The sequence below is a fragment of the Geodermatophilus sp. SYSU D01106 genome (assembly GCF_054049995.1).
Genome location: NZ_JBJGYM010000004.1, coordinates 1 through 20194, shown reverse-complemented (window position 1 = coordinate 20194; position 20194 = coordinate 1). Strand labels below are relative to the sequence as shown.

At 77.8% G+C, this 20194-nt stretch carries 20 protein-coding genes; 9 read left to right on the top strand and 11 right to left on the bottom strand.

Features of this window, described 5'->3' with window-relative positions; all coding sequences use genetic code 11:
- Nucleotides 1–44: 44 nt before the first annotated feature.
- Nucleotides 45–854, bottom strand: a complete 810-nt coding sequence (locus ACI78R_RS05510) for a lipase family alpha/beta hydrolase (protein ID WP_457039914.1) — start codon at nucleotides 852–854, stop codon at nucleotides 45–47.
- Between the two features lie 88 nt (nucleotides 855–942).
- Here ACI78R_RS05510 and ACI78R_RS05505 point away from each other — a divergent pair, with 88 nt between their 5' ends.
- Complete coding sequence (locus tag ACI78R_RS05505) at nucleotides 943–1626, top strand: CDP-alcohol phosphatidyltransferase family protein (protein ID WP_457039913.1); 684 nt, start codon at nucleotides 943–945, stop codon at nucleotides 1624–1626.
- Here ACI78R_RS05505 and ACI78R_RS05500 read toward each other — a convergent pair.
- Nucleotides 1623–1790: a hypothetical protein gene (locus tag ACI78R_RS05500; RefSeq protein WP_175562952.1), complete on the bottom strand. Its 168-nt coding sequence runs from the start codon at nucleotides 1788–1790 to the stop codon at nucleotides 1623–1625. The genes ACI78R_RS05505 and ACI78R_RS05500 overlap by 4 nt on opposite strands.
- A 104-nt stretch (nucleotides 1791–1894) precedes the next feature.
- Between ACI78R_RS05500 and ACI78R_RS05495 the strand changes: the two genes are divergently transcribed.
- Nucleotides 1895–2872, top strand: coding sequence for a carbohydrate kinase family protein (locus ACI78R_RS05495; RefSeq protein ID WP_457039912.1), 978 nt, complete (start codon nucleotides 1895–1897; stop codon nucleotides 2870–2872).
- 286 nt (nucleotides 2873–3158) lie between these two features.
- On the opposite strand, the gene ACI78R_RS05490 is transcribed toward ACI78R_RS05495, so the two are convergent.
- The 6 genes from ACI78R_RS05490 to ACI78R_RS05465 are packed head-to-tail and all read right to left on the bottom strand — an operon-like array spanning nucleotide 3159 to nucleotide 8536.
- Nucleotides 3159–3830, bottom strand: coding sequence for a flavin reductase family protein (locus ACI78R_RS05490; protein ID WP_457039911.1), 672 nt, complete (start codon nucleotides 3828–3830; stop codon nucleotides 3159–3161).
- A gap of 19 nt (nucleotides 3831–3849) precedes the next feature.
- Complete coding sequence (locus ACI78R_RS05485; RefSeq protein ID WP_457039910.1) at nucleotides 3850–4950, bottom strand: glycosyltransferase; 1101 nt, start codon at nucleotides 4948–4950, stop codon at nucleotides 3850–3852.
- Nucleotides 4947–5753: a carotenoid biosynthesis protein gene (locus ACI78R_RS05480; RefSeq protein ID WP_457039909.1), complete on the bottom strand. Its 807-nt coding sequence runs from the start codon at nucleotides 5751–5753 to the stop codon at nucleotides 4947–4949. Before ACI78R_RS05480 ends, ACI78R_RS05485 begins: the two co-directional genes overlap by 4 nt.
- Complete coding sequence (locus tag ACI78R_RS05475) at nucleotides 5750–7420, bottom strand: phytoene desaturase family protein (RefSeq protein WP_457039908.1); 1671 nt, start codon at nucleotides 7418–7420, stop codon at nucleotides 5750–5752. Before ACI78R_RS05475 ends, ACI78R_RS05480 begins: the two co-directional genes overlap by 4 nt.
- Nucleotides 7421–7422: 2 nt before the next feature.
- Entirely contained in the window at nucleotides 7423–7995 is a 573-nt protein-coding gene (locus tag ACI78R_RS05470; RefSeq protein ID WP_083628982.1) for a GNAT family N-acetyltransferase, read from the bottom strand.
- A 13-nt stretch (nucleotides 7996–8008) separates the two neighbouring features.
- Nucleotides 8009–8536 (bottom strand): YbaK/EbsC family protein, encoded by a 528-nt coding sequence (locus tag ACI78R_RS05465; RefSeq protein WP_073422402.1) that lies wholly within the window; start codon nucleotides 8534–8536, stop codon nucleotides 8009–8011.
- 214 nt (nucleotides 8537–8750) lie between these two features.
- Here ACI78R_RS05465 and ACI78R_RS05460 point away from each other — a divergent pair, with 214 nt between their 5' ends.
- The 5 genes from ACI78R_RS05460 to ACI78R_RS05440 all read left to right on the top strand — a co-directional run bounded on the left by ACI78R_RS05460 (nucleotide 8751) and on the right by ACI78R_RS05440 (nucleotide 15459).
- Nucleotides 8751–9071, top strand: coding sequence for a DUF6504 family protein (locus ACI78R_RS05460; protein WP_073422403.1), 321 nt, complete (start codon nucleotides 8751–8753; stop codon nucleotides 9069–9071).
- Nucleotides 9071–9562, top strand: coding sequence for an SAV_6107 family HEPN domain-containing protein (locus tag ACI78R_RS05455; protein ID WP_336029731.1), 492 nt, complete (start codon nucleotides 9071–9073; stop codon nucleotides 9560–9562). Before ACI78R_RS05460 ends, ACI78R_RS05455 begins: the two co-directional genes overlap by 1 nt.
- Nucleotides 9559–13389: a DNA polymerase III subunit alpha gene (locus tag ACI78R_RS05450; protein ID WP_457039907.1), complete on the top strand. Its 3831-nt coding sequence runs from the start codon at nucleotides 9559–9561 to the stop codon at nucleotides 13387–13389. The genes ACI78R_RS05455 and ACI78R_RS05450 overlap by 4 nt, the downstream gene beginning before the upstream one ends.
- Before the next feature lie 145 nt (nucleotides 13390–13534).
- Nucleotides 13535–14293, top strand: coding sequence for a methyltransferase domain-containing protein (locus ACI78R_RS05445; RefSeq protein ID WP_457039906.1), 759 nt, complete (start codon nucleotides 13535–13537; stop codon nucleotides 14291–14293).
- A complete protein-coding gene (locus tag ACI78R_RS05440; protein ID WP_457039905.1) occupies nucleotides 14290–15459 on the top strand; it encodes an alkaline phosphatase family protein in 1170 nt (389 codons plus the stop codon). Before ACI78R_RS05445 ends, ACI78R_RS05440 begins: the two co-directional genes overlap by 4 nt.
- On the opposite strand, the gene ACI78R_RS05435 is transcribed toward ACI78R_RS05440, so the two are convergent.
- The 3 genes from ACI78R_RS05435 to ACI78R_RS05425 all read right to left on the bottom strand — a co-directional run bounded on the left by ACI78R_RS05435 (nucleotide 15456) and on the right by ACI78R_RS05425 (nucleotide 18131).
- A complete protein-coding gene (locus ACI78R_RS05435) occupies nucleotides 15456–16370 on the bottom strand; it encodes a sucrase ferredoxin (RefSeq protein ID WP_457039904.1) in 915 nt (304 codons plus the stop codon). The two genes, ACI78R_RS05440 and ACI78R_RS05435, sit on opposite strands and share 4 nt — an antisense overlap.
- Before the next feature lie 19 nt (nucleotides 16371–16389).
- Entirely contained in the window at nucleotides 16390–17532 is a 1143-nt protein-coding gene (locus ACI78R_RS05430) for a cupin domain-containing protein (RefSeq protein WP_457039903.1), read from the bottom strand.
- A 287-nt stretch (nucleotides 17533–17819) separates the two neighbouring features.
- Nucleotides 17820–18131, bottom strand: a complete 312-nt coding sequence (locus ACI78R_RS05425; protein WP_457039902.1) for a BatC protein — start codon at nucleotides 18129–18131, stop codon at nucleotides 17820–17822.
- A 235-nt stretch (nucleotides 18132–18366) separates the two neighbouring features.
- On the opposite strand from ACI78R_RS05425, the gene dinB reads away from it, so the two are divergent.
- Nucleotides 18367–19554, top strand: a complete 1188-nt coding sequence (gene dinB / locus ACI78R_RS05420; protein ID WP_457039901.1) for a DNA polymerase IV — start codon at nucleotides 18367–18369, stop codon at nucleotides 19552–19554.
- Nucleotides 19555–19678: 124 nt separating this feature from the next.
- The gene (locus ACI78R_RS05415; RefSeq protein ID WP_073422409.1) at nucleotides 19679–20086 is read left to right on the top strand and encodes a DUF3040 domain-containing protein; all 408 of its coding nucleotides are present in this window, start codon (nucleotides 19679–19681) and stop codon (nucleotides 20084–20086) included.
- Nucleotides 20087–20194 lie beyond the last annotated feature (108 nt).

Genomic DNA, 20194 nt, shown 5'->3' with positions numbered 1-20194 from the left:
GAGGAGGCGCTCCGATCAGGTCACCTGGTCCCCGCCGCGCCGGCTCAGCCGCCCAGGCGGGCGCAGTCCCCGGGGCCCAGGGGCACCGGGTCGCCGGCCGCGAGCTCGGCCAGCACCATCGCCTGCACGAGCGGGTCGCGGGGGAGCTGCCCGTGGCCCACCTGCGCCTGCGCGCACACCGACTGCACCTCGAGCTCCAGCGCGCCCTCGAGGCGGGCGGACTCCGGCGGCGTCACCGTCTGGTCCTGCGCCGTCCAGATCGACACCCAGGTGGGGCCCGCCGGCGTCTCGTCGTCCTCGTTCAGCCCGGCGAGCAGGTCGCTGCCGGTGGCCAGCTGGCGGCACGCCTCCGGGCACTGCTCCGGCGCGACGGAGAGAGCCAGGTCGGCCAGCCGCGTGCCGTGGTGCGGCGACCCGAGCGTCACGATCCGCCGCGCCCGCTCCGCGCCGCCGTCGGCCGCCCACAGCCGCGCCACCACCCCGCCGGCGGAGTAGCCGACGACGTCCACGCTGCGGGCGCCGGTCCGCGCCAGGGCGTCCTCGGCGGCGGCGTCGAGCGCGTCGGCCGCGGCGGCCAGGTCGCCGGTGCCCCCGTCCGGCAGTGCGACGACGGTGGCGTCGCGGCCCTCGGCGGTCAGCCGTCCGGCCAGCGACGACAGCGAGCCGGTGGACCCGCCGTAGCCGGGCACCAGCAGCACCGGGCCGGGCTCGTCCTGGGACACCGGGGCGGCGGGCGCGGCGTCGTCGCCCCTGCCGGTCAGCAGCAGCGCGGCGACGGCGACCACCGCCACGACGACGAGCGCGAGCAGCGCCAGCAGCAGGCGGCGGCGGGCGGGGGCGAGGCCGGCGAGCACCGCTCCACTGTCCCCGGTCCCGGCCGGACGGTGGCCGGGCCGTGGCGGGTCCCGGTCCCTCCCCGTGCCGCTGCGGGAGACTGCGCCCGTGCTGAGCCGCGACGAGTACCTCGCCGAGTGGTCGCGGTGGCACGGCGGCACCGACCCGTCCGCCAGCCGCCTGGTGCACGGCTGGCTGTCGCTGGCCTACGCGCTGGCCCGGGCCCTGTCCTGGCTGCCGCCGCTCGCCGCGACGGCACTCGGCCTGCTCGTCGCGCTGGCCGCGGTCGGTCCGGCGGTGGCCGGCGGCGCGTGGCTGATCGCCGGCGGGCTGCTGGTCGGGCTGTCGGGCCTGCTCGACTCCCTCGACGGGGCGCTGGCGCTCGCGGGCGGGCGGGCCTCGCGCCGCGGTTACGTCCTCGACTCCGCCGTCGACCGGCTCACCGAGGCCGCCTACGCGCTGGCGCTGTGGGCCGCGGGGGCACCGGGCTGGCTGGCCGCCGTCTTCGGGGCGCTGTGCTGGCTGCCGGACTACCTGCGCGCCCGAGCCGGGCAGGCCGGGGTGGCCGAGACCGGGTCGATCTCGGTCTGGGAGCGGCCCACCCGGGTGGCGATGACCGGCTTCACCGTGGGCGGGGCGGGCATCGTGGCCGCGACCGGGCTGGACGCGGCGGCCGGGGTCGACGGCGGCCCGGCGCTGGTGGTCACCGCCGGTGCCGCCGTCGGCGCCCTGCTCGGCCTGGTCGGCACCGCGCAGCTCGGCGTCTCGCTGCGCCGGGCGCTGGGCGACTAGTCGTTCTCCTCCGCGTGCTCGGTCAGCCGCTCCAGGGCCGAGTCGCGGTCGGGCTCGGCGTCGCTGCGCCAGCCGCAGGCGCAGACCGCGACGTGGTCGCCGGGGCCGCCCCCGCCGCGCGCGGGGTCCAGCTCCTCCATCGTGGCGAGCGTGTGGTCGGTCATGGCACGGGCCTACCCGTCCCGCCCGCACCCCACGCCGCGCGGCGGTCCCCCGGGAGCGCCTCTTAGGGTGGGCGGGTTCCGCCGTCCCGTCCCGAGGAGCCCCCGTGCCCGTCGTCGTCACCGGCTCCATCGCCACCGACCACCTGATGACCTTCCCCGGCCGCTTCACCGAGCAGTTCGTGGAGGGGCAGATGGAGAACGTCTCCCTGTCGTTCCTGGTCGACGACCTCATCCAGCACCGCGGCGGCGCCGGCGCCAACATGGCCTACGGCATGGCCCTGCTCGGCCTCGCGCCCGTGCTGGTCGGCTCGGTGGGCAACGACTTCGCCGACTACGACGCCTGGCTGACCCGCCACGGCGTGGACACCCGCGACGTCCGCTGGTCCGAGCTCAAGCACACGGCGCGCTTCGTGTGCACCACCGACGCGGTGAACAACCAGATCGCCTCCTTCTACTCGGGCGCGATGAGCGAGGCCGGGCAGATCGAGCTGGCCCCGGTGTGCGACCGCGTCGGCGCGCCCGACCTCGTCGTCATCGGCCCCAACGACCCGACGGCGATGGCCCGGCACACCCAGGAGTGCCGCGACCGCGGCTACCCCTTCGCCGCCGACCCCAGCCAGCAGCTGGCCTGGGCCGACGGCGACCTGATCCGCGACCTCGTCGACGGCGCCGACCTGCTGTTCACCAACGAGTACGAGTCGGCGCTGCTCATGCAGAAGACCGGCTGGGACGCCGCCGAGATCCTCGGCCGCGTGGGCACCTGGGTCACCACCCGCGCCGCCCAGGGCGTCCTCGTCCGGCAGCGCGACGCCGACCCGATCGAGGTCATCGCCGTCCCGGAGACCAAGCCGGTCGAGCCCACCGGCGGCGGCGACGCCCTGCGCGCCGGGTTCATCGCCGGCCGCACCTGGGGGCTGTCGCTGGAGCGGGCCACCCAGCTCGGCTCCGCGGTGGCCACCGAGGCCGTCGAGGTGGTCGGCACCCAGGAGTACGAGCTGCGCCGTGAGCCGTTCCTGAAGCGGTTCGCTGACGCGTTCGGCGCCGACGCCGCCGCCGAGGTGGCCGCGCACCTGCTCGGCTGAGCACCCCGTCGTCCTACCGGACGACACCGCGGCCAGGTGCCGTCCCCGGGTCTCGCTGAGCCCTGCCACGGCGTCCCGGTCGGGAGCCTCCGGCCCCGCGACCGGTCCGCCGTCCTGCGCAGGGGCGGCTCTTGCTCCGTCCGCCGCCGGACCCACTCGCTGCAGCCGGCTCCGCGGCGATCATGGAGCTCGCGTGGCGACACGCCGCTCGCCGACGGCGTGCCGCCACCGGTGCTCCGTGATCGCCAGCGGCCCGCGCCGGAGCGGCGAGCACGGGCCGGTCCGCTCAGCCGCCGCGGACCTGCTCGCCGATCGAGGGGTCCTCGGCCCACTTCGCGTAGGGGATCCGCGGGATCGTGCGGATGTCGCCGACGGTGCACCACTCGTTGCCGCCCAGGCGCGCCAGGGGCCGCAGCTCCTCGATCCGGGGCCGGCCGTCGCGGACGGCGTCGCTCACCACGGTCACCCACTCGACCCGGCCGAAGACGACGGTGCTGTCGCCCAGCCGCAGCGTGGAGTGCAGCGTGCACTCAATGCTCACCGGCGACTGCGCCACCCGCAGCGCGCCCACCTTCTCGCTCGGCTCGAGCCGGATGCCGGCGGCCTCGGCCTCGCTCTGGTCGGGCGGGAAGTCGGTGCCGGTGGCGTTGGCCTGCTCGAACAACTCCTCGGGCACCAGGTTCACGGTGAACTCGCCGGTGGCCTCGATGTTGGTCAGCGAGTCCTTGCGGCCCACCGAGGTGAACTGCACGACCGGCGGCTGCACGCACGCCACCGTGTAGAAGGAGTGCGGCGCCAGGTTGTGCACGCCCTCCGCCGAGCGGGACAGCACCCACGCGATCGGCCGCGGCACGACGACCGAGTTCATCACCCGGTAGAAGTCCGACGGGCGCATCTGCCCCGGGTCGAAGGGCGTGCGGGGGCGGCTGGTCGCGGGCGGGTCCACGGGCGAGGTCACGCCCCATCCTCACCCCGGGTCAGCGCAGCGCGCGCCCGCGCCAGGTGAGCGTGCCGCGGCGCCGCCCCGCCAGCGACCCCGCCAGCAGGACGTCGAGCGCCAGCAGCGAGACCGGGTGGGCCAGTGCGTCGGGCCACACCCGCCCGCCGGTGACCGCCGCGGCCACCGCCCGGCCGGCCACTCCGGCCGCCCAGCCGAGCAGCCCGGCCCGCGAGCCGCCCAGCGCCGCCAGCGGGGGGACGACGGCGACGGCGGTGAGCACCGCGGCCGCCGCCACGGACGCCGCCGGCGAGCCGCCGACCGACGCCCACAGCGACTTGCCGTAGCCCTCGCGCATCGCCGCCCAGCCGTCGTACATCCGGCACTCGGCCAGCGCCGCGCCGCTCGCCGGGACCGCGCGCCCGCCCGAGCGCTTGACCGCCCGGGCCAGCGCGACGTCCTCCACCACCTCGTCGCGCACCGCCGCGTGCCCGCGGGCGCGCAGGTACCCGCGCCGGGTGAGCGCGAGGAACTGGCCGTTGGCGGCGGTGAGCGACGGCCGCGGCGAGCGCTCGGCGGCCCGCAGCGGCAGCGTCGTCATCCACAGCCACGGCGACAGCGGCTGCACCAGGCGCTCGGCGAGCGTGCCGGCCACCGGCCGCGGCCACGGCGAGACCAGGTCGAGGTCGTGCGCGTCGAGCAGCGCCACCGCGGCGGCGACGGCGTCGGGGGCGAGCCGCACGTCGGCGTCGACGAAGACGAGGTAGCCGTCCTCGCGCATGGTCTGCGCGCCCACCCAGCAGGCGTGCGGCTTGCCCAGCCACCCGGCGGGGAGGTCGCCCGCCGGCACGAGCTCGACCCGGGGGTCGCCGATCGCGCGCACCCGGGCGGCCGTGCCGTCGGCAGAGCCGTCGTCGACCACCACCACCCGCAGGCCGGGCACCCCGCGCGAGGCCAGCACCGCGGCCAGGCAGGCGCCGACCTGCGCCTCCTCGTCGCGCACCGGCACGACGACGGTGACCGGCCGGGTCACCTCCGGCGGGCGGGCCGGCGCGCGCCGCAGCAGGGCGGCGTTCACGGCCGCGTGCGCGGCGCCGGCGACGGCCAGGCCGGACAGCGCCCGGACGGCCGCGCCGCTCACCGCCGGCGGGCCTGCACGGCGAGGACGGCGACGACGACCGCCGTCAGCCCCGCGCCCCAGGCCGCCGACCCGGGCAGGTCCAGCCACAGCGCATGGGCGAGCGCCCCGCCGGCGACCATCCAGCCGATCACCAGCAGCGGGGCGGCGTCCGCGCGCGGCCCGGCCGGGACCGCGGTGCGCGCGACCACCAGCTCCAGCACGGCCATGAGCACCAGCCCCGCGAGCAGCCAGCCGCCGAGGTTGGTCAGTGGCACGGTGTCGATGCCGGGCAGCCCGGGAGCGGGCTCCGCCCAGGTCCAGTAGCCGGCCTGCACCAGCTGCGGGTCGAGCACGACGTCCCACCCGGCGAACACCGCCGCGGCGACGACGACCCGCGCGGCCCGCCGCCGGCCCGGGCGCACGCGGCGGGTGAGCAGCTCGGCGAGCACCCGGCTCGGCCAGGCCATCATCAGCCAGGCCAGCGGCACCAGGTACGGGACCTCGAGCACCTGTGGGCCCAGCGCGTCGGTGTAGGTGTAGGGCCCGTAGGGGAACCCGGTCGCCGTCCCGACCGCCTCGAAGGCGATCGCCGCGACCACCACGACGGCGAGCACGGCTGCGCCGGTGCGCCCGCCGTGCCGGGCCGCGGCGGCGGTCACCGACACCGCCGAGCCGAGCAGCACGATCGTCCAGGAGACCGCGTCGCGGGCGGTGCCGTCGGTGAGCGGGTAGGCGATCGCGGCCAGCACGAGCAGGACGGCGAGGACCAGCGGCACCCGCGCCGGGGCGCCGGCCCCCCGCACGGCCGCCGTCGCGGCGCTCACCGCACCGCCCGCAACAGCCGGCCGGCCGCTCCCTGCACGCGGGCGCGGGTGCGGGTCACGAGGCCGCGGTCGCCGAGCACCGCGCGCGCCGCCGTCCGGCCGGAGTTGCCCGACACCCCGCCACCGGGGTGCGTGGAGGCGCCCGCCAGGTAGAGGCCGGCCAGGCCGGGGACGCGGTAGCCCGACAGCGCCGGCGTCGGCCGGAAGGCGAACATGCTGGCCAGACCCATCTCCACGTGCATGACGTTGCCCCGCAGCAGGGACAGCTCGCGCTCCAGCAGCAGCGGCGTCTGCACGTACACGTCCTGCACGGAGGCGGCGAACCCGGGCGCGAACCGGTCGACGGCGTCGACCAGCCGCTGCGCCTCGCCCGCGGCGAGGGCGTCCCAGTCGCCGCCGCCGGCGAGGTCGTAGGGGTACCACTGCCCCCAGATCGTGACGACGTGCCGCCCGGGCGGGGCGAGGGTGTCGTCGCTCGCGGAGAACGACATCGCCAGCGGCACCGGCTCGCGCGGCAGCCGGCCGGCCAGCCAGTCGCCGTGCGCGGCGGCGAGCTGGGCGCGGTCGGTGCACAGCAGCTGCAGGCCCTGAGCGGACACCGCCGGGTCGACGCCGGGGTAGTGCGGGACGGCGTCGGTGAGGCAGCGCAGCACCAGCCCGAAGCCGTTGCCCACCGGCGGGGCGGCGTCGGCCAGCGCCGGCGGTGCGTGGTCCCCGGCGAGGTCGCGGGTGGCCAGCACGTGGCAGGCGGCGACGACGACCGGCGCCTCGATCCGCCGCCCGGACACCGTCTCGACGCCGGTCACCCGGTCGCCGTCGACCAGCAGCCGCGCGGCGCCGTCGCCGAGGGTGACCCGCCCGCCGTCGGACTCCAGCCGGGCGCGCAGCGCCGCCGTCAGCCCGCCCGAGCCGCCCACCGGGTGGCCCGGCGGGGTGTCGTGCAGCAGCGCGACCCAGGCGACCATCGCCGCGGTGCCGGGCTCGGACATCGGCGGGCCGGACTGCGCGCCGAACCAGGCCAGCGCCGCCTTGAGCCGTTCGGAGGCGAACCAGCGGTCGAGCAGTGCGTCGCCGGAGCCGAGGAAGTCGACGGCGAGGTCGCCGCCGGGGGTGCGCGGGTTGCCGCCGGTGGGCGCGCCCAGCGGCCAGAACGCGCGGGCCAGGCCCAGCGGGGTGGGGCGGCGGCCGAAGGAGTCGACGACGGCGCGGCTGCGCGGCCCCCACACCCCGACGAAGCGGCGGTAGGCGTCGGCGTCGGCCTGCCCGCAGGCGGCGGCGATCGAGGCGCAGGTGGCGTCGAGGTCGACCGAGAAGACCAGCGGCAGGCCGTCCGGGCCCGGGTCGCCGGGGGAGGGCGCGGGCGCGAAGCCCCACGGGTCGCAGTCGACGTAGGTCAGCCCGTGGGCGGCGAGGTCGAGCTCCTCGACGACCCCGCTGTGCCGGACGATCACGTGCGCGCTGGAGCCGCGGTCGACCCGCACCCCCGGCCAGCGCTCGACGGTGGACACCGCGCCGCCGAGGACGTCGTCGCGCTCGACGACCTCGACGGTCAGCCCCTCGCGGGCCAGGTAGCAGGCGGCGACGAGCCCGTTGTGGCCCGCGCCGACGACGACGGCGTCGACCCTGCGGTCGGCGGCCCCGCCGGCGGCCCGGTCGGGTCCCGGCACGCTCAGCGGCGCACCGGCTGCAGCGGCAGCCGGGCGCCGAGGATGGCGAAGGGCCGCGCGTCGCCGGGGAAGTGGTGGCCGCGGGCGAGGTCGACGAAGCCGTCGGCGTGGTACAGCCGGAAGGCCTTGGTGTCGGCGTCGGGCGTGGACAGCAGCGCGGCCGGCGCGTCGACGCCCTCGACCAGGGCGTGCAGCAGCCGCCGGCCCAGGCCCCGGCTCTGCGTCTCGGGGTGCACGTGCAGCTCGCAGACCTCGAAGGCGCCCGGCAGCCAGCGCTTGGCGGTGCGCCGGTCGAGCGCCGCGCGCACCTGGTCGTGCCACCACTGGCCCGGGGCGACGAGGTAGCCGTAGCCGAAGCCGACGAGCTGCTCGCCGTCGGGCGTGGGCGCGAACCCGCCGACGGCGCGGAAGCCCGGGCGCTCGGTGTGCTGGACGGCGTACCCGTAGCGGCCGGCCACCACCGAGGCGTCGTAGCCCATGGCGGCGCCGTAGATGGCCAGCGCCTCGTGCATGTGGTCGCGCAGCCAGCCGGCGGGCAGCTCGGTCACCCGGGCGGCGGGCGTCGTGCCGGTCACGGTCTCTCCTCGCTCATTGACCCACCGCACCCGCGGGGGTCTGCAGGGTCTCCTGCGGGCCGTCGCCGACCTCGGCGGCGGTGCCGCCCGTCAGGCGCAGCAGCTCGTCGTAGGTGGTGGGGAAGACCGCCGACGGGTGTCCCGCGGCGGCCCAGACGCGCTCGTGCCGGGCCAGCTCGACGTCGACGAGCGTGCCGATCGGCTCGGGGTGGCCGATCGGGGCGACCCCGCCGATGGGCTGGCCGGTGTGCGCGCGGACGAAGTCGGCCGACGCGCGCTCGACGCGGGGCACGCCGAGCAGGGTGGCCACCTTCGCGGTGTCGACCCGGTGGGCGCCGCTGGTGAGCACGAGCAGCGGGAGGCCGCCGACGTCGAACACCAGGCTGCTGGCGATCGCCCCGACCGGCACGCCGAGCCCGGCGGCGGCGTCGGCCGCGGTGCGCGCCCCGGCGGGGACCTCGCGCACCTCCCCGGCGGCGCCGGCCGCGGCGAGCAGCCCGGCGATCGCTGCCACCCGGGGGTGGGCGGCGGGTCGGGTCATGGCGGCGATCCTGCCACCGCTGTCACACCCCCGCCGTACCGTCCGGCGCGCGGACGGGGAGTCCCCCGGCCGGGCGCGTCCGGCTTGACGCGACCGGCGGGGTCGGGTCTACTCGAACTGTCCGAACAGACGTTCGAACGGGTCGAGCACCGCCCCGGGACTTCCCCGCCCGGGCGGGAGGCAGGCCGTCAGCGGCGCGGGGTGGGGAGTCGTCATGAGCCGGGTGCTGGGTGACGTCGGCGAGCGGGTCGGCGAGGAGGTGCGGGTCGAGCGCGGGCCGCTCGGGCCGGCGCAGTTCTGGCGCGGGCAGGGCCGCTACGTCGTCGGCGAGCTGCTCGACTCGTGGGTGGAGACCGCGCCCTGGTGGCAGCGGACCGCCGCCGGCGGCGCCTCGGCCGACCTCGTCGCCCCGCGCGAGGTGTACCGGGTCGAGGCGGTGCGGGCCGGGCGCTCGCGGATGAGCTTCGCCGGCGTCTACGACCTGTGCTGGGACGCGGCGGACAACCGCTGGTCGCTCGTGCGGGTGCACGACTGATGGGCGCCGCGCACGCCATGACCTACGACGGGACCGGCCAGCTGCCCCTCCCGCCGCCGCTGCCCGCGGCCACGGCGCAGCTGCTCGACCAGGCCACCCGGGCCCTGGCGGAGGCCTCCCGCGCCGCCGACGCGCGGGACCGCTACGCCACCGCCCACCTCGCCGCGCTGCGCGCCGCCGCCGCGGTGCTCTCGGCCCGCACCCGGCCCGAGAGCGGCCGCCGCCGGCCGCGCAGCGCCTGGGTGCTGCTCGAGCAGGTCGCCCCCGAGCTGGGGGAGTGGGCCACCTTCTTCGCCGCCGGCGCGGCCAAGCGGGCCGCGGCCGAGGCCGGGCTGTCCCGCGCGGTCACCGAGCGCGAGGCCGACGACCTGGTCCGCGACTCCGGCGCCTTCCTCGCCGTGGTCGAGGAGGTGCTGGCCCGCACGCCGGAGCCGGCGCCCCGGCCGCGCCTGGTCGGCGGCACCGCCCACCGTCCCGCGCGCGGGCGGTGAGCGGCGACCCCTTCGTCCACCTGCACGTCGCCTCCGGGTACTCCCTGCGCCACGGGGCCAACCACCCCGCCGACCTCGTGGCCCGCGCCGCCGAGCACGGCATGGGTGCGCTGGCCCTGACCGACCGCGACGGCCTCTACGGGGCGGTCAAGTTCGCGCAGGCCTGCCGGTCGGCCGGGGTGCGCCCGCTGTTCGGGGTCGACCTCGCGGTCGCCCCGGCGGTGGACACCACGGTGCCGCCGGCGCTGGCGCGCGTGCTGGGTGAGGACGACGAGCTGGCGGCCCGGCGCGCGGGTGGACGCGGTGCGGGTGGGCACGGTCCTGGTGGACGCGGTCCGGGTGGGCGCGGTGTGGGTGGGGTGGCGCCGGTGCGGCGCAGCCCGGTGCGCGGCGGGGCGAGCGTCGACCCGCGGCTGCCGCGGGTCACCTTCCTCGCCCGCGACGGCGCGGGCTGGCGGTCGCTGTGCCGGCTGACGAGCGCCACGCACCTGCGCGGCACCCGCGGCGAGCCGGTCGCCTCGCTGGCGCTGGCCGCCGAGCACGCGCCCGGCCTGGTCGCGGTGCTCGGTCCCGACTCGCCGGTGGGCCGCGCGCTGGCCGCCGGCCGGGCCGACGTCGCCTCCGCACGCCTGGACGCCTGGCGGTCGGTGTTCGGCCCCGGGTCGCTGGTGGTCGAGCTGGTGCACCACCGCGGCCGCGGTGACCGGCTGCGCGCCCAGCGGCTGATGCGCTTCGCCGCCGAGGAGGGCGTGCCGGTGGTGCTGAGCAACGCCGTCCGCTACGTCGACGCCATCGACGCGCCCACCGCCGACGTCCTCGACGCCTCCCGGCGGCTGGTCGCCCTCGACACCCGGCACGTCGACCGGCGCACCGCCGAGGGGTACCTCAAGTCGGGCAAGGAGATGGCCGAGGTCGCCGAGGAGATCGCCGGCCCCGACCGCGACGCGGCGCTGCGGCTGCTCGAGCGCACCGCCCGGCTGGCCGAGCAGTGCGCCGTCGACGTCCGCGAGGACCTCGGCATCGGCACCGTGCGCTACCCCGAGCTCGACGTCGTCACGTCCCCGGCGGAGCGGGGGATGGGCCCCTCGCAGGTGCTGCGGGCCCGCTGCGAGGCGGGGCTGGGCCGGCGCGGGATGGCGCGCAGCGAGAAGGTGCTGGTGCGGCTGGAGGAGGAGCTCGCCGTCATCGACGCCCTCGGCTACCCCTCCTACTTCCTCACCGTCGCCGACGTGGTCGACCTCATCAAGGGCCTGCGGGTGCGGGCGGCGGCGCGGGGGTCGGGCGCGGGCAGCCTGGTCACCTACCTGCTCGGCATCTCCGACGTCGACCCGATCCGCTACGGCCTGCTCATGGAGCGGTTCCTCTCCCCGCTGCGCCACCAGCTGCCCGACATCGACATCGACGTGGAGTCCGCCCGGCGGATGGAGGTCTACGACGCGGTCATCGCCCGCTTCGGCGCCCACCGGGTCAGCTGCATCTCGATGATGGACACCTACCGGGTGCGGCACGCGATCCGCGACGTCGGCGCCGCGCTCGGCCTGCCGCCGGGCGAGGTCGACGCCGTCGCCAAGGCATTCCCGCACATCCGGGCCGACCAGGTGCACGCGGCGCTGCGCGACCTGCCCGAGCTGCGGGCCAGCCGGCTGGGCTCCCAGCGCGGCGGTGGCACCGGCGACCTCGACCTGCTGTTCGACCTCGTCGCCCGGCTCGACGGCCTGCCCCGGCACATCGCGCTGCACCCGTGCGGGGTGCTGCTGTCCGACGCCACGCTGCTCGACCGCACGCCGGTGGAGAGCAGCTACCTCGGCTACCCGATGAGCCAGTTCGACAAGGACGACGTCGAGGAGCTCGGGCTGCTCAAGCTCGACCTGCTGGGCATCCGGATGCAGTCGGCGATCGCGCACGCCATCGACGAGGTGGCCCGGGTCGACGGCGAGACCGTCGACATCGACGCCGTCCCGCGCGACGACCCGACCACCTTCGAGCTGATCCGCTCGACCCGGACCCTCGGCATGTTCCAGATCGAGTCGCCGGGGCAGCGCGAGCTGGTCGGCAAGTTCGGGCCGGAGACGTTCGAGGACATCGTCATCGACATCTCGCTGTTCCGGCCCGGGCCGGTGAAGAGCGACATGGTGACGCCGTTCCTGCTCGCCCGGAACGGCTGGCGCGACCCGGTCTACCCGCACCCCGACCTCGCGCCGTACCTGCGGGAGACCGCCGGCGTCGTCGTCTTCCACGAGCAGGTGCTGCAGATCGTGGCGCAGATGACCGGCTGCGACCTCGCCCAGGCCGACGAGGCCCGCCGCGCGCTCGGCGACAAGGAGCTGCACGCGGAGGTGCGGGCCTGGTTCATGCCGGAGGCGCTGCAGCGCTACCCGGTCGAGGTGGTGGAGAAGGTGTGGGAGGTGCTGGTCGCCTTCGGCTCCTTCGGGTTCTGCAAGGCCCACGCGGCGGCGTTCGCGCTGCCCACCTACCAGTCGGCGTGGCTCAAGACCCACCACCCGGCGGCCTTCCTCGCCGGGGTGCTCACCCACGACCCGGGCATGTACCCGAAGCGGCTGATCCTCGACGACGCCCGCAACTTCGGCGTCCGGGTGCTCGGCCTCGACGTCAACGCCTCGGACGCCACCTACCGGGTGGAGCGGCTGGCCGAGGAGGACCGCCCGGAGGAGCCGCCGCGCCGGCCGGAGTGGATGCCCGCGGCGATGGCCGACCCGTCGGCCCACGGCATCCGGCTGTCCCTCGCCGACGTCAAGGGCATCTCCGACGACGAGGTGGCCCGGATCGTCGCCGGGCAGCCCTACCGCTCGCTGCCCGACTTCTGGAACCGGGCGTCGGTGTCGCGGCCGGTGGTGGAGCGGCTGGTGCTCGCCGGCGGGTTCGACTCGCTCTACGGGTTCGGCGTGCGCGACCGCGAGGCCGGCCGGCCCACCCGCTCCCGGCAGTCGGTGACCCGCCGCGACCTGCTGCTGCAGATCAGCGAGCTCGACCGGTGGAGCCGCAGCGGGAAGCGGGCCGGCTCGGTGGGGCAGCTCAGCCTCGACCTGCTCGGGCTCGACACCGGGGAGGACGCAGGGGAGGGCATGGGGGAGGAGACGGACGGCGCCGGGTGGGCCGGGTCGGAGGCGGCCGGCTCCGGGCTGCCGGAGTTCACCGACGCCGAGCTGGTGCGCGCCGAGCTCGAGGTGCTGGGCCTGGACGCCAGCCGGCACGTCGTCGACTTCTACCGGCCGTTCCTGTCCGCGGTCGGCGCGGTGCCGGCCGGCGAGCTGCTCGGCTGCCGCAGCGGCGCGGAGGTGCTGGTGGCCGGGGTCAAGGTGGCCACCCAGACGCCGCCGATCCGGTCGGGCCGGCGGGTGGTGTTCGTGACCCTCGACGACGGCACCGGCTGCACCGACTCCACCTTCTTCGAGGACGTGCAGGGCCCCTACGCGGCCACGGTGTTCCACTCCTGGCTGCTGGTCATCCGCGGGGTGCTGCGCCGCACCGGCCCGCGCGGGGTCTCGATCCGGGCCACCGGCGCCTGGGAGCTGCCGGCGCTGTACGAGGCGTGGGAGACCGGCGGCCTGGCCGGGGTGTCGGAGCTGATGGCCGCGCCGGGGGAGTACACCGAACAGGCCATCGCCGGGGCGGCGGCCTCGCACGGGTCGCGGCCGGTGGTGGTCAAGCCGGTGCTGGTGCACCCGACCGGGTTCCGGATGTCGCCCTACGCCGACATCAAGCCCGCCGGCGACGACGCCGGGACCGCGGTGCGCAAGGCCGCGGCGCAGCGGAGCGCGGCCCCGCGCAAGCTGTGGCACTCCAGCCCCGGCAGCTCCGGCCACTGAGCCGCCGGCCCGCGGTGGTGTGCACCTGGGGCGCGGTCCGGGCCGGGAACGCGCCCCAGGTGCACATCGCCTCCCCGAGGGCTCCGGCGGCGTCCCCGCCTGGACCGCCCGGTGGCGGGGCAGCGGCGGCACTAGGGTCGGTCGGGTGCCGCCGACTGCCCCCGACCCGTCCTCCGGCGAGCAGCTGCCCGTCCGGACCGCCGCGGTGTGGGCCGCGCTCGACCCCCTGGTCGGCGCCGGCAGCGCGCTGCGGGTGCTCGACGTCGGCGGCGGCAGCGGCGGCTTCGCGGTCCCGCTGGCCCGCCTCGGCCACGAGGTCACCGTCGTCGACCCCAGCGCCGACGCCCTCGCCACCCTCGAGCGCCGCGCCCAGAACGCCGGCGTCGGGGCGCGCGTCCGCGGGCTGCAGGGCGACGGCGACCAGCTGCACGAGCTGCCCCTCGGCGGGACCGGCGACGACGGCGGCGGCTACGACCTGGCGCTGTGCCACGCCGTCCTCGAGGTGGTCGACGACCCGGCCACCACGCTGCGCGAGATCACCCGCGCGCTCCGGCCGGGCGGGCAGGTCAGCGTGGCGACGGCGAACCGCGCCGGCGCAGTCCTCGCCCGCGCGCTGTCCGGGCACCCCAAGGAGGCGCTCGCGCTCCTGGAGGACCGCGACCCCGCGCCCGGCCGCACCCGCCCCGCCCGCCGCCGGTTCGGCCCCGCCGACCTGCTCGCGCTGGTCGAGGACGCCGGGCTGACCCCGGGGGAGTGGCGCGGCGTCGCCGTCGTCGCCGACCTGCTCGACGCGAGCTCCGGCGCCGACCCGGCAGCCGTCCGCCGGCTCGAGCTGGCCCTGGCCGCCGCCTCGCCCTACCGCGACGTCGCCACCGGCCTGCACGTGCTGGCCACCCGCCCGTGACCGTGCTCCCCGACGGGCTGGTCCGCCCCGCCTACGGCGACCGCACCCTCGCCGACGTGCTGCCCGGCGTCGCCACCGCCCTCGGGGTCGCCGTCGACCGCGCCGGCCTGCCGCCGGACCCGCTCGGCCTCACCACCGCGCTCGGAGGGGCCCGCCGGGTCGCCGTCCTGCTCGTCGACGGCCTCGGCGCGCAGCTGCTGCGCGACCACGCGCACCTCGCGCCCACCCTCGCCGCGCTCACCGGCCCGGCCGGCGACCTCGACGCGCCCTGCCCCAGCACCACCCCGGTCAGCCTCACCACCCTCGGCACCGGCGTCCCCCCGGGCGGGCACGGCGTCCTCGGCTTCGTCACCGCCGTCCCCGGCGAGGACCGGCTGCTCAACCACGTCGCCTGGACCGACGACCCCGACCCGCGCGACTGGCAGCCCCGCCCCACCGTCTTCGAGCAGGCCGCCGCGGCCGGGCTGCCGGTCACCGCGGTCGCGCCGTACGCCTACAACGGCTCGGGGCTGTCCACCGCCGCCTACCGCGGGGCCACCTACTCGGGCACCGTCAGCGCCGGCGACCTCTCCGCCGTGCTGCTGCAGTCCCTCGCGCTCGCGCCCACCGGTCTCGTCTACGGCTACACGCCCGAGCTCGATCTCACCGGCCACGTCCGCGGCGTCGACTCCGACAGCTGGCGCATGCAGCTCGCCCTCGTCGACCGGCTCGTCGAGCAGGTCGTCGACGGCCTCCCCGACGACGCCGCCCTGCTGGTCACCGCCGACCACGGCATGCTCGACGTCCCCGCGCACACCCGCGTCGACGTCGACGACGAGCCGGCCCTGCTCGACGGCGTCGCCCTGCTGGCCGGCGAGCCGCGGGCCCGCTACGTGCACGCGGTGCCCGGCGCCGCGGCCGACGTCCTCGACGCCTGGCGCGGCGTCCTCGGCGACCGGGCCTGGGTGGCCGGCCGCGACGAGGCGGTGGCCAGCGGCGTCTTCGGCGACGTCGACGCCGCCCTCGCCGGCCGGATCGGCGACGTCGTCGCGCTGGCCCGCGGGCCCTGGGCGATCACCGCGTCGGGCACCGAGCCCGGCCCCAGCCGGCTCGCGGCCTACCACGGGTCGCTCACCGCGGACGAGGTGGCGATCCCGCTGCTGCTGGCCCGCGGGCGCGCGCTCTAGGAGAACGCCAGCGCCGTCCACTCCCGCGGGTGCGCGGCGTGCAGCGCCTTGCAGGTCAGCTGGGCGGCCTCCGCGGCCGGCCGGCTCTCCACCCGCACGGCGACCTCGCCGTCGGGGCCGCCGAGGACGACGTCGAACAACTCTACCCCGTCGCCGTCCGGGTCGGGCAGCCGGCGGGTACCGAGCGGCGGCAGGTCGTCGACGCCGAGCAGGCCGAGCCGCTCGCGGGCGAAGTGCTGCGCGGCCTGCACCGGCAGCGGCATCCCCGCCCGCCCGCGCAGGAACGGCAGCGCCACCTCACCGCGGGCGTGCGCGCCCACCACGTCCGCGCCGTCGCCGGGCACCTGGGCGTAGGCGAACCCGTGCGGCAGCACGAGCACGTTGGTGGCGAACCGGCAGCCGCCGAGGTGGCTGCACTCCCAGACGTCGAGGGCGTCGGGCACCGGCATCGACCGCGCCAGCGGCCGGCCGCGCAGCGCGCAGCAGGCGTCGTGCTGGCCGTGCGTGCACACCAGGTACAGCGGCCGCTCGGCGCGCTCGCCGGCCGAGCCGTCCCACGGCGCCTCGAGCAGGTCGGCGTCGGCCTCCCGCTCGGACCACCACAGCCCCTCGTGGCCGGGGCGGCCGTCGGCGTAGGCCCACCGGCGCCCGGGCCCCGCCGCGCGCTCGCCCGGCCGGCGCACCAGCAGCACCCGCACGCCCTCGGCGCGGGCGCGGCGGGCCAGCTGCGGGGCGACGGCGGCGTCGAACCGGGACGCGGTGAGCGCGTCGCGGCCCCACGGGCCCGGCTGCTCGACCAGCAACCAGCGCTGGGCCGGCCCGGCCGTGGCGACGGGGGAGTCGCCGCGGGCCAGGGCGGTCACCGAGCAGCGGGTCGGGTCCAGCCGTCCGGTCCGGACCGCGGCGCTCACCCGGGGGAGCGCCGCGGGCTCACGACCCGGTCCCGAGGGCGTCGGCACGCTCCCCATCGTCCCCGCCGGCGTCGGGCACGGGCGCACCCGGCCCGGCCGGCCCCGGCTCCGGGGCGGTGGCGGGCACGCCGTCGACGGCGCCGTCGACTGCGCCGTCTGCGGGACCGGGGTGCGCGTAGGCGACGACCGCGACCGACTCGGTCACCAGCCGGCGGGCCAGCGTCAGCTGGTCGGCGGGCTCGAGGCCGGCCAGGTCAGCGACCTTGAGCTCGCCGCTGGCCAGCAGCGCCTCCAGCGCCGGGCGGGTGGCGGCGGGGAACTCGTGCGACCGGCGGCCGCCGAGCAGCGTGACCCGGTCGCCGCCGGCCGGGTCGGCGGAGGAGGGGCGCAGGGCGGTGCGCAGCCGGGGGCGCAGCCGCAGCACGCTGTCGGGCGACAGCGCGGCGGCCGCGGTGGCCTGCGCCAGCGGGGCGACGGGCTCGGGCCGGACCTGCGACCAGGCGCGCCCGCGCACGCGGTCGGCGACCTGGTCGGCGTCGACCCGGCCCAGCCACTCCTGCAGCGCGCCGACCACGGTGGCGACGTCGTCGCGCAGCGCGCCGGGGTCGGCCAGGTCGACGCCGAGCGGCAGCGCGCGGCGCAGTTCGCGGTCGTCGGCGGCCAGCGTGCGCACCAGGTCGAGCACCGACTCGACCGCCGACCAGCGGGTGACCGAGTGCACGCCGATGGTCAGGTGGGCGCTGGTCTGCCCCAGCGCGACGGCCGAGTGCAGGTAGCCGCGGGGCAGGTAGAGCGCGTCGCCGGGGCGCAGCACGGCGTCGATCACCGGCTCGCGCCGCGCGGCGGCGGCCACCTCGGCGGCCCGGTCGTTCCACGGCTGGGTGCGCAGTGGCTCCTCGAGCACCGGCTCGTGGATCGTCCAGTGCTTCTCGCCGGCGACCTGCAGCACGAAGACGTCGTGGACGTCGTAGTGCGGGCTGAACCCGCGCGAGGACGGCGGGGTGACGTAGGCGTTGACCTGCGTGGGGTGTCCCAGGTCAGCGGCCAGCTGGTCGGCGAACTCGATCAGCGGCGGCCAGAGCCGGTGCAGGCCCTGCAGGACCACGGTGCTGCCGTCGGCGAACAGGCGCAGCACGGCGTCGGAGGAGACCTGGTCGGTCACCTCGGCGCCGGCGCCGCCGGAGGTGGTGAACCGCTTCGCGTCGACGACGGCGCCGTCCTTGGCGATGCGGATGAAGGGGGTGCGCAGCCCGCGGCGGGAGAGCAGCTCGTCGACGTCGGCCAGCGTGAGCAGGTCGGCGAAGGACTCCCCGGTGTCCTCGGCGCGGGTCAGCAGCGGGCGGCGGGACCAGTGCTGCTCGGCGAAGACGGCGGGGTCGAGGTGGGTGCACCGGCGCAGGGCCGGGCGGAGGTCAGCTCCGCCCGGCCCCGCGACGGCCGGGTCCTGGTTCAGGCCGAACCGTCCGCGCCACCGTCGGCGCCACCGTCGGCGCCGCCGTCCGAGCCGCCGCCGGCCGCACCGCCGTCGGCCGGGCCGTGGCCCGCGCCGCCGTCCGCGCCACCGTCGGCACCGCCGTCCGCACCGCCGTCCGCGCCACCGTCGGAGCCGCCGCCCGCCGCGCCACCGTCGGCCGGGCCGTGGCCGGCGCCGCCGTCGGCGCCACCGTCGGCACCGCCGTCCTGGTGGCCGGGCGTGCCCTCGCCGGCGCCGCTGTCGGCCGGACCCTCCACGCTGGTCATGTCGTCGTCGTCGAGCGCCATCGAGTTCCTCCGGTCACTGTCGCAGCCGTCCGCCGGACGGCGGTCGGTCGTGTCCCACCTAACCCGATCGGCAGCGCGCCACACATGCCCCCACCAGCCGTTTCCCGACACGCACGGACACCTCCGCGGACGGCGCGCCGGGGACCGCGGCGGGCGGCTAGTCTCCTCCGGTCGGTCCGAACACGTGTTCGAGAGGCGGGGCGGGATGGCAGCGGGGCGTGCGGAGGGGTGCAGCGTGCTGCACGTCGACATGGACGCCTTCTTCGCCAGCGTCGAGGTGCGCCGGCACCCCGAGCTGGCCGGCACGCCGGTGATCGTCGGCGGCGCCGGCAACCGCGGGGTGGTCACCTCGGCCACCTACGAGGCGCGCGCGTACGGCGTGCACGCCGCGATGCCCACCGCCCGCGCGCTGCGGCTGTGCCCGACCGCCACCGTGCTGCCGGGGGACATGGCGCTCTACGCGGAGGTCTCCCGCTCGGTCATGGCGCTGTTCCGGTCGGTCACGCCGCTGGTCGAGCCGCTGAGCCTGGACGAGGCGTTCCTCGACGTCTCCGGGGCCGGCCGCCGGCTCGGCGACGCGGCGGAGATCGGCGAGTACCTGCGCGCCCGGGTCTTCGACGAGCAGGGCATCACCTGCTCGGTCGGGGTGGCCGGGACGAAGTTCGTGGCCAAGCTCGCCTCCACCCGGGCCAAGCCCGACGGCCTGCTCGTCGTCCGCCCGGCCGAGGTCATCGACTTCCTGCACCCGCTGCCGGTGGGCGCGCTGTGGGGGGTGGGCGCCAAGACCGAGGAGGTGCTCCTGCGGCTGGGGCTGCGCACCGTCGGCGACCTCGCGCACGTCCCGGCGCGCACCCTGCAGCGGGCGGTCGGCCCGGCGGCCGGCGGCTCGCTGCACGAGCTGGCCTGGGGCCGCGACCCCCGGCGCGTGGTCCCCGACGAGCCGGAGCGCTCGATCGGGCACGAGGAGACCTTCGGCACCGACGTCGACGACCCCGCCGTCGTCCACCGGGAGCTGCTGCGGCTGGCCGAGCGGACGGCGGGCCGGCTGCGGGCGGGGAGCTGGCTGGCGCGCACGGTGAGCATCAAGGTCCGCTTCGCCGACTTCACCACGATCACCCGCAGCCGCACCCTCGACGTCCCCACCGACGTCGGGCAGGACCTCTACGACACCGCCCGCGCCCTCTTCGACGCCCTGGGCCTGGACCGGGCGCGGCTGCGGCTGGTGGGCGTGCGCGCCGAGCGGCTGGTGCAGGCCGGGTCGACGCCGCGCCAGCTCGAGCTCGGCGAGCGCGAGCACGGCCGCCGCGACGCCGAGCTGGCCGCCGACCGGGCCGCCCGGAGGTTCGGCGCGGGGGCCGTCCGGCCGGCCACGCTGCTGCACCGCGACCGCGACCGGCGGGTCCGCGACCGCCCGCGGGGGTGATCCGGGTCCACCGTGGGCGGGTCGCCGCGCGCTCGCCTTTCGCACCCCGTGAACGGCTCGTATCCTCGTGGGTACCGCCGGGGGGGACCCGGCGGATCAGGCCTTGGCCCACCTGGAGGCATCCGTGCCGCTCTCCGAGCACGAGCAGCGACTGCTGGAGCAGATCGAGCGCGCCCTCGTCGACGACGATCCGAAGTTCGCCTCCTCCGTCCGCACGGGTGACCGCAGGCTCAGGGCCCGGCGGAAGCTGCAACTGGGTGCGCTGCTCGTGGTGGTGGGCCTCGCGGTCCTCGTCGGTGGCGCCGTCGCCCCCTCTGTCCCGCTCGGCGTCCTCGGCTTCCTCGTCATGTTCGGCGGCGCCGCGCTCGGCGTGTTGAACTACCGCTCCGCCACCGGTGCGGTCGAGGCCGGCCCGGCCGGGCCGGCCGGTGCCCGCGGCGGCAGTACCGCCCGCGGCCGCGGCGGCAAGCCCCGCAAGCAGCCGCTGAAGAACCGCCTCGAGGAGCGCTTCCGCCGCCGCTACGACCAGTAGCCCGCAGCCTCCCCCCGACGGCCGCCCGCCCGCCCCCGGGCGGCGGGGCGCGGCGGTGCCGGGCCAGGCCCCCGGGGGGGGGGTGTAACCGGGGGGGGGGCCGCCCCG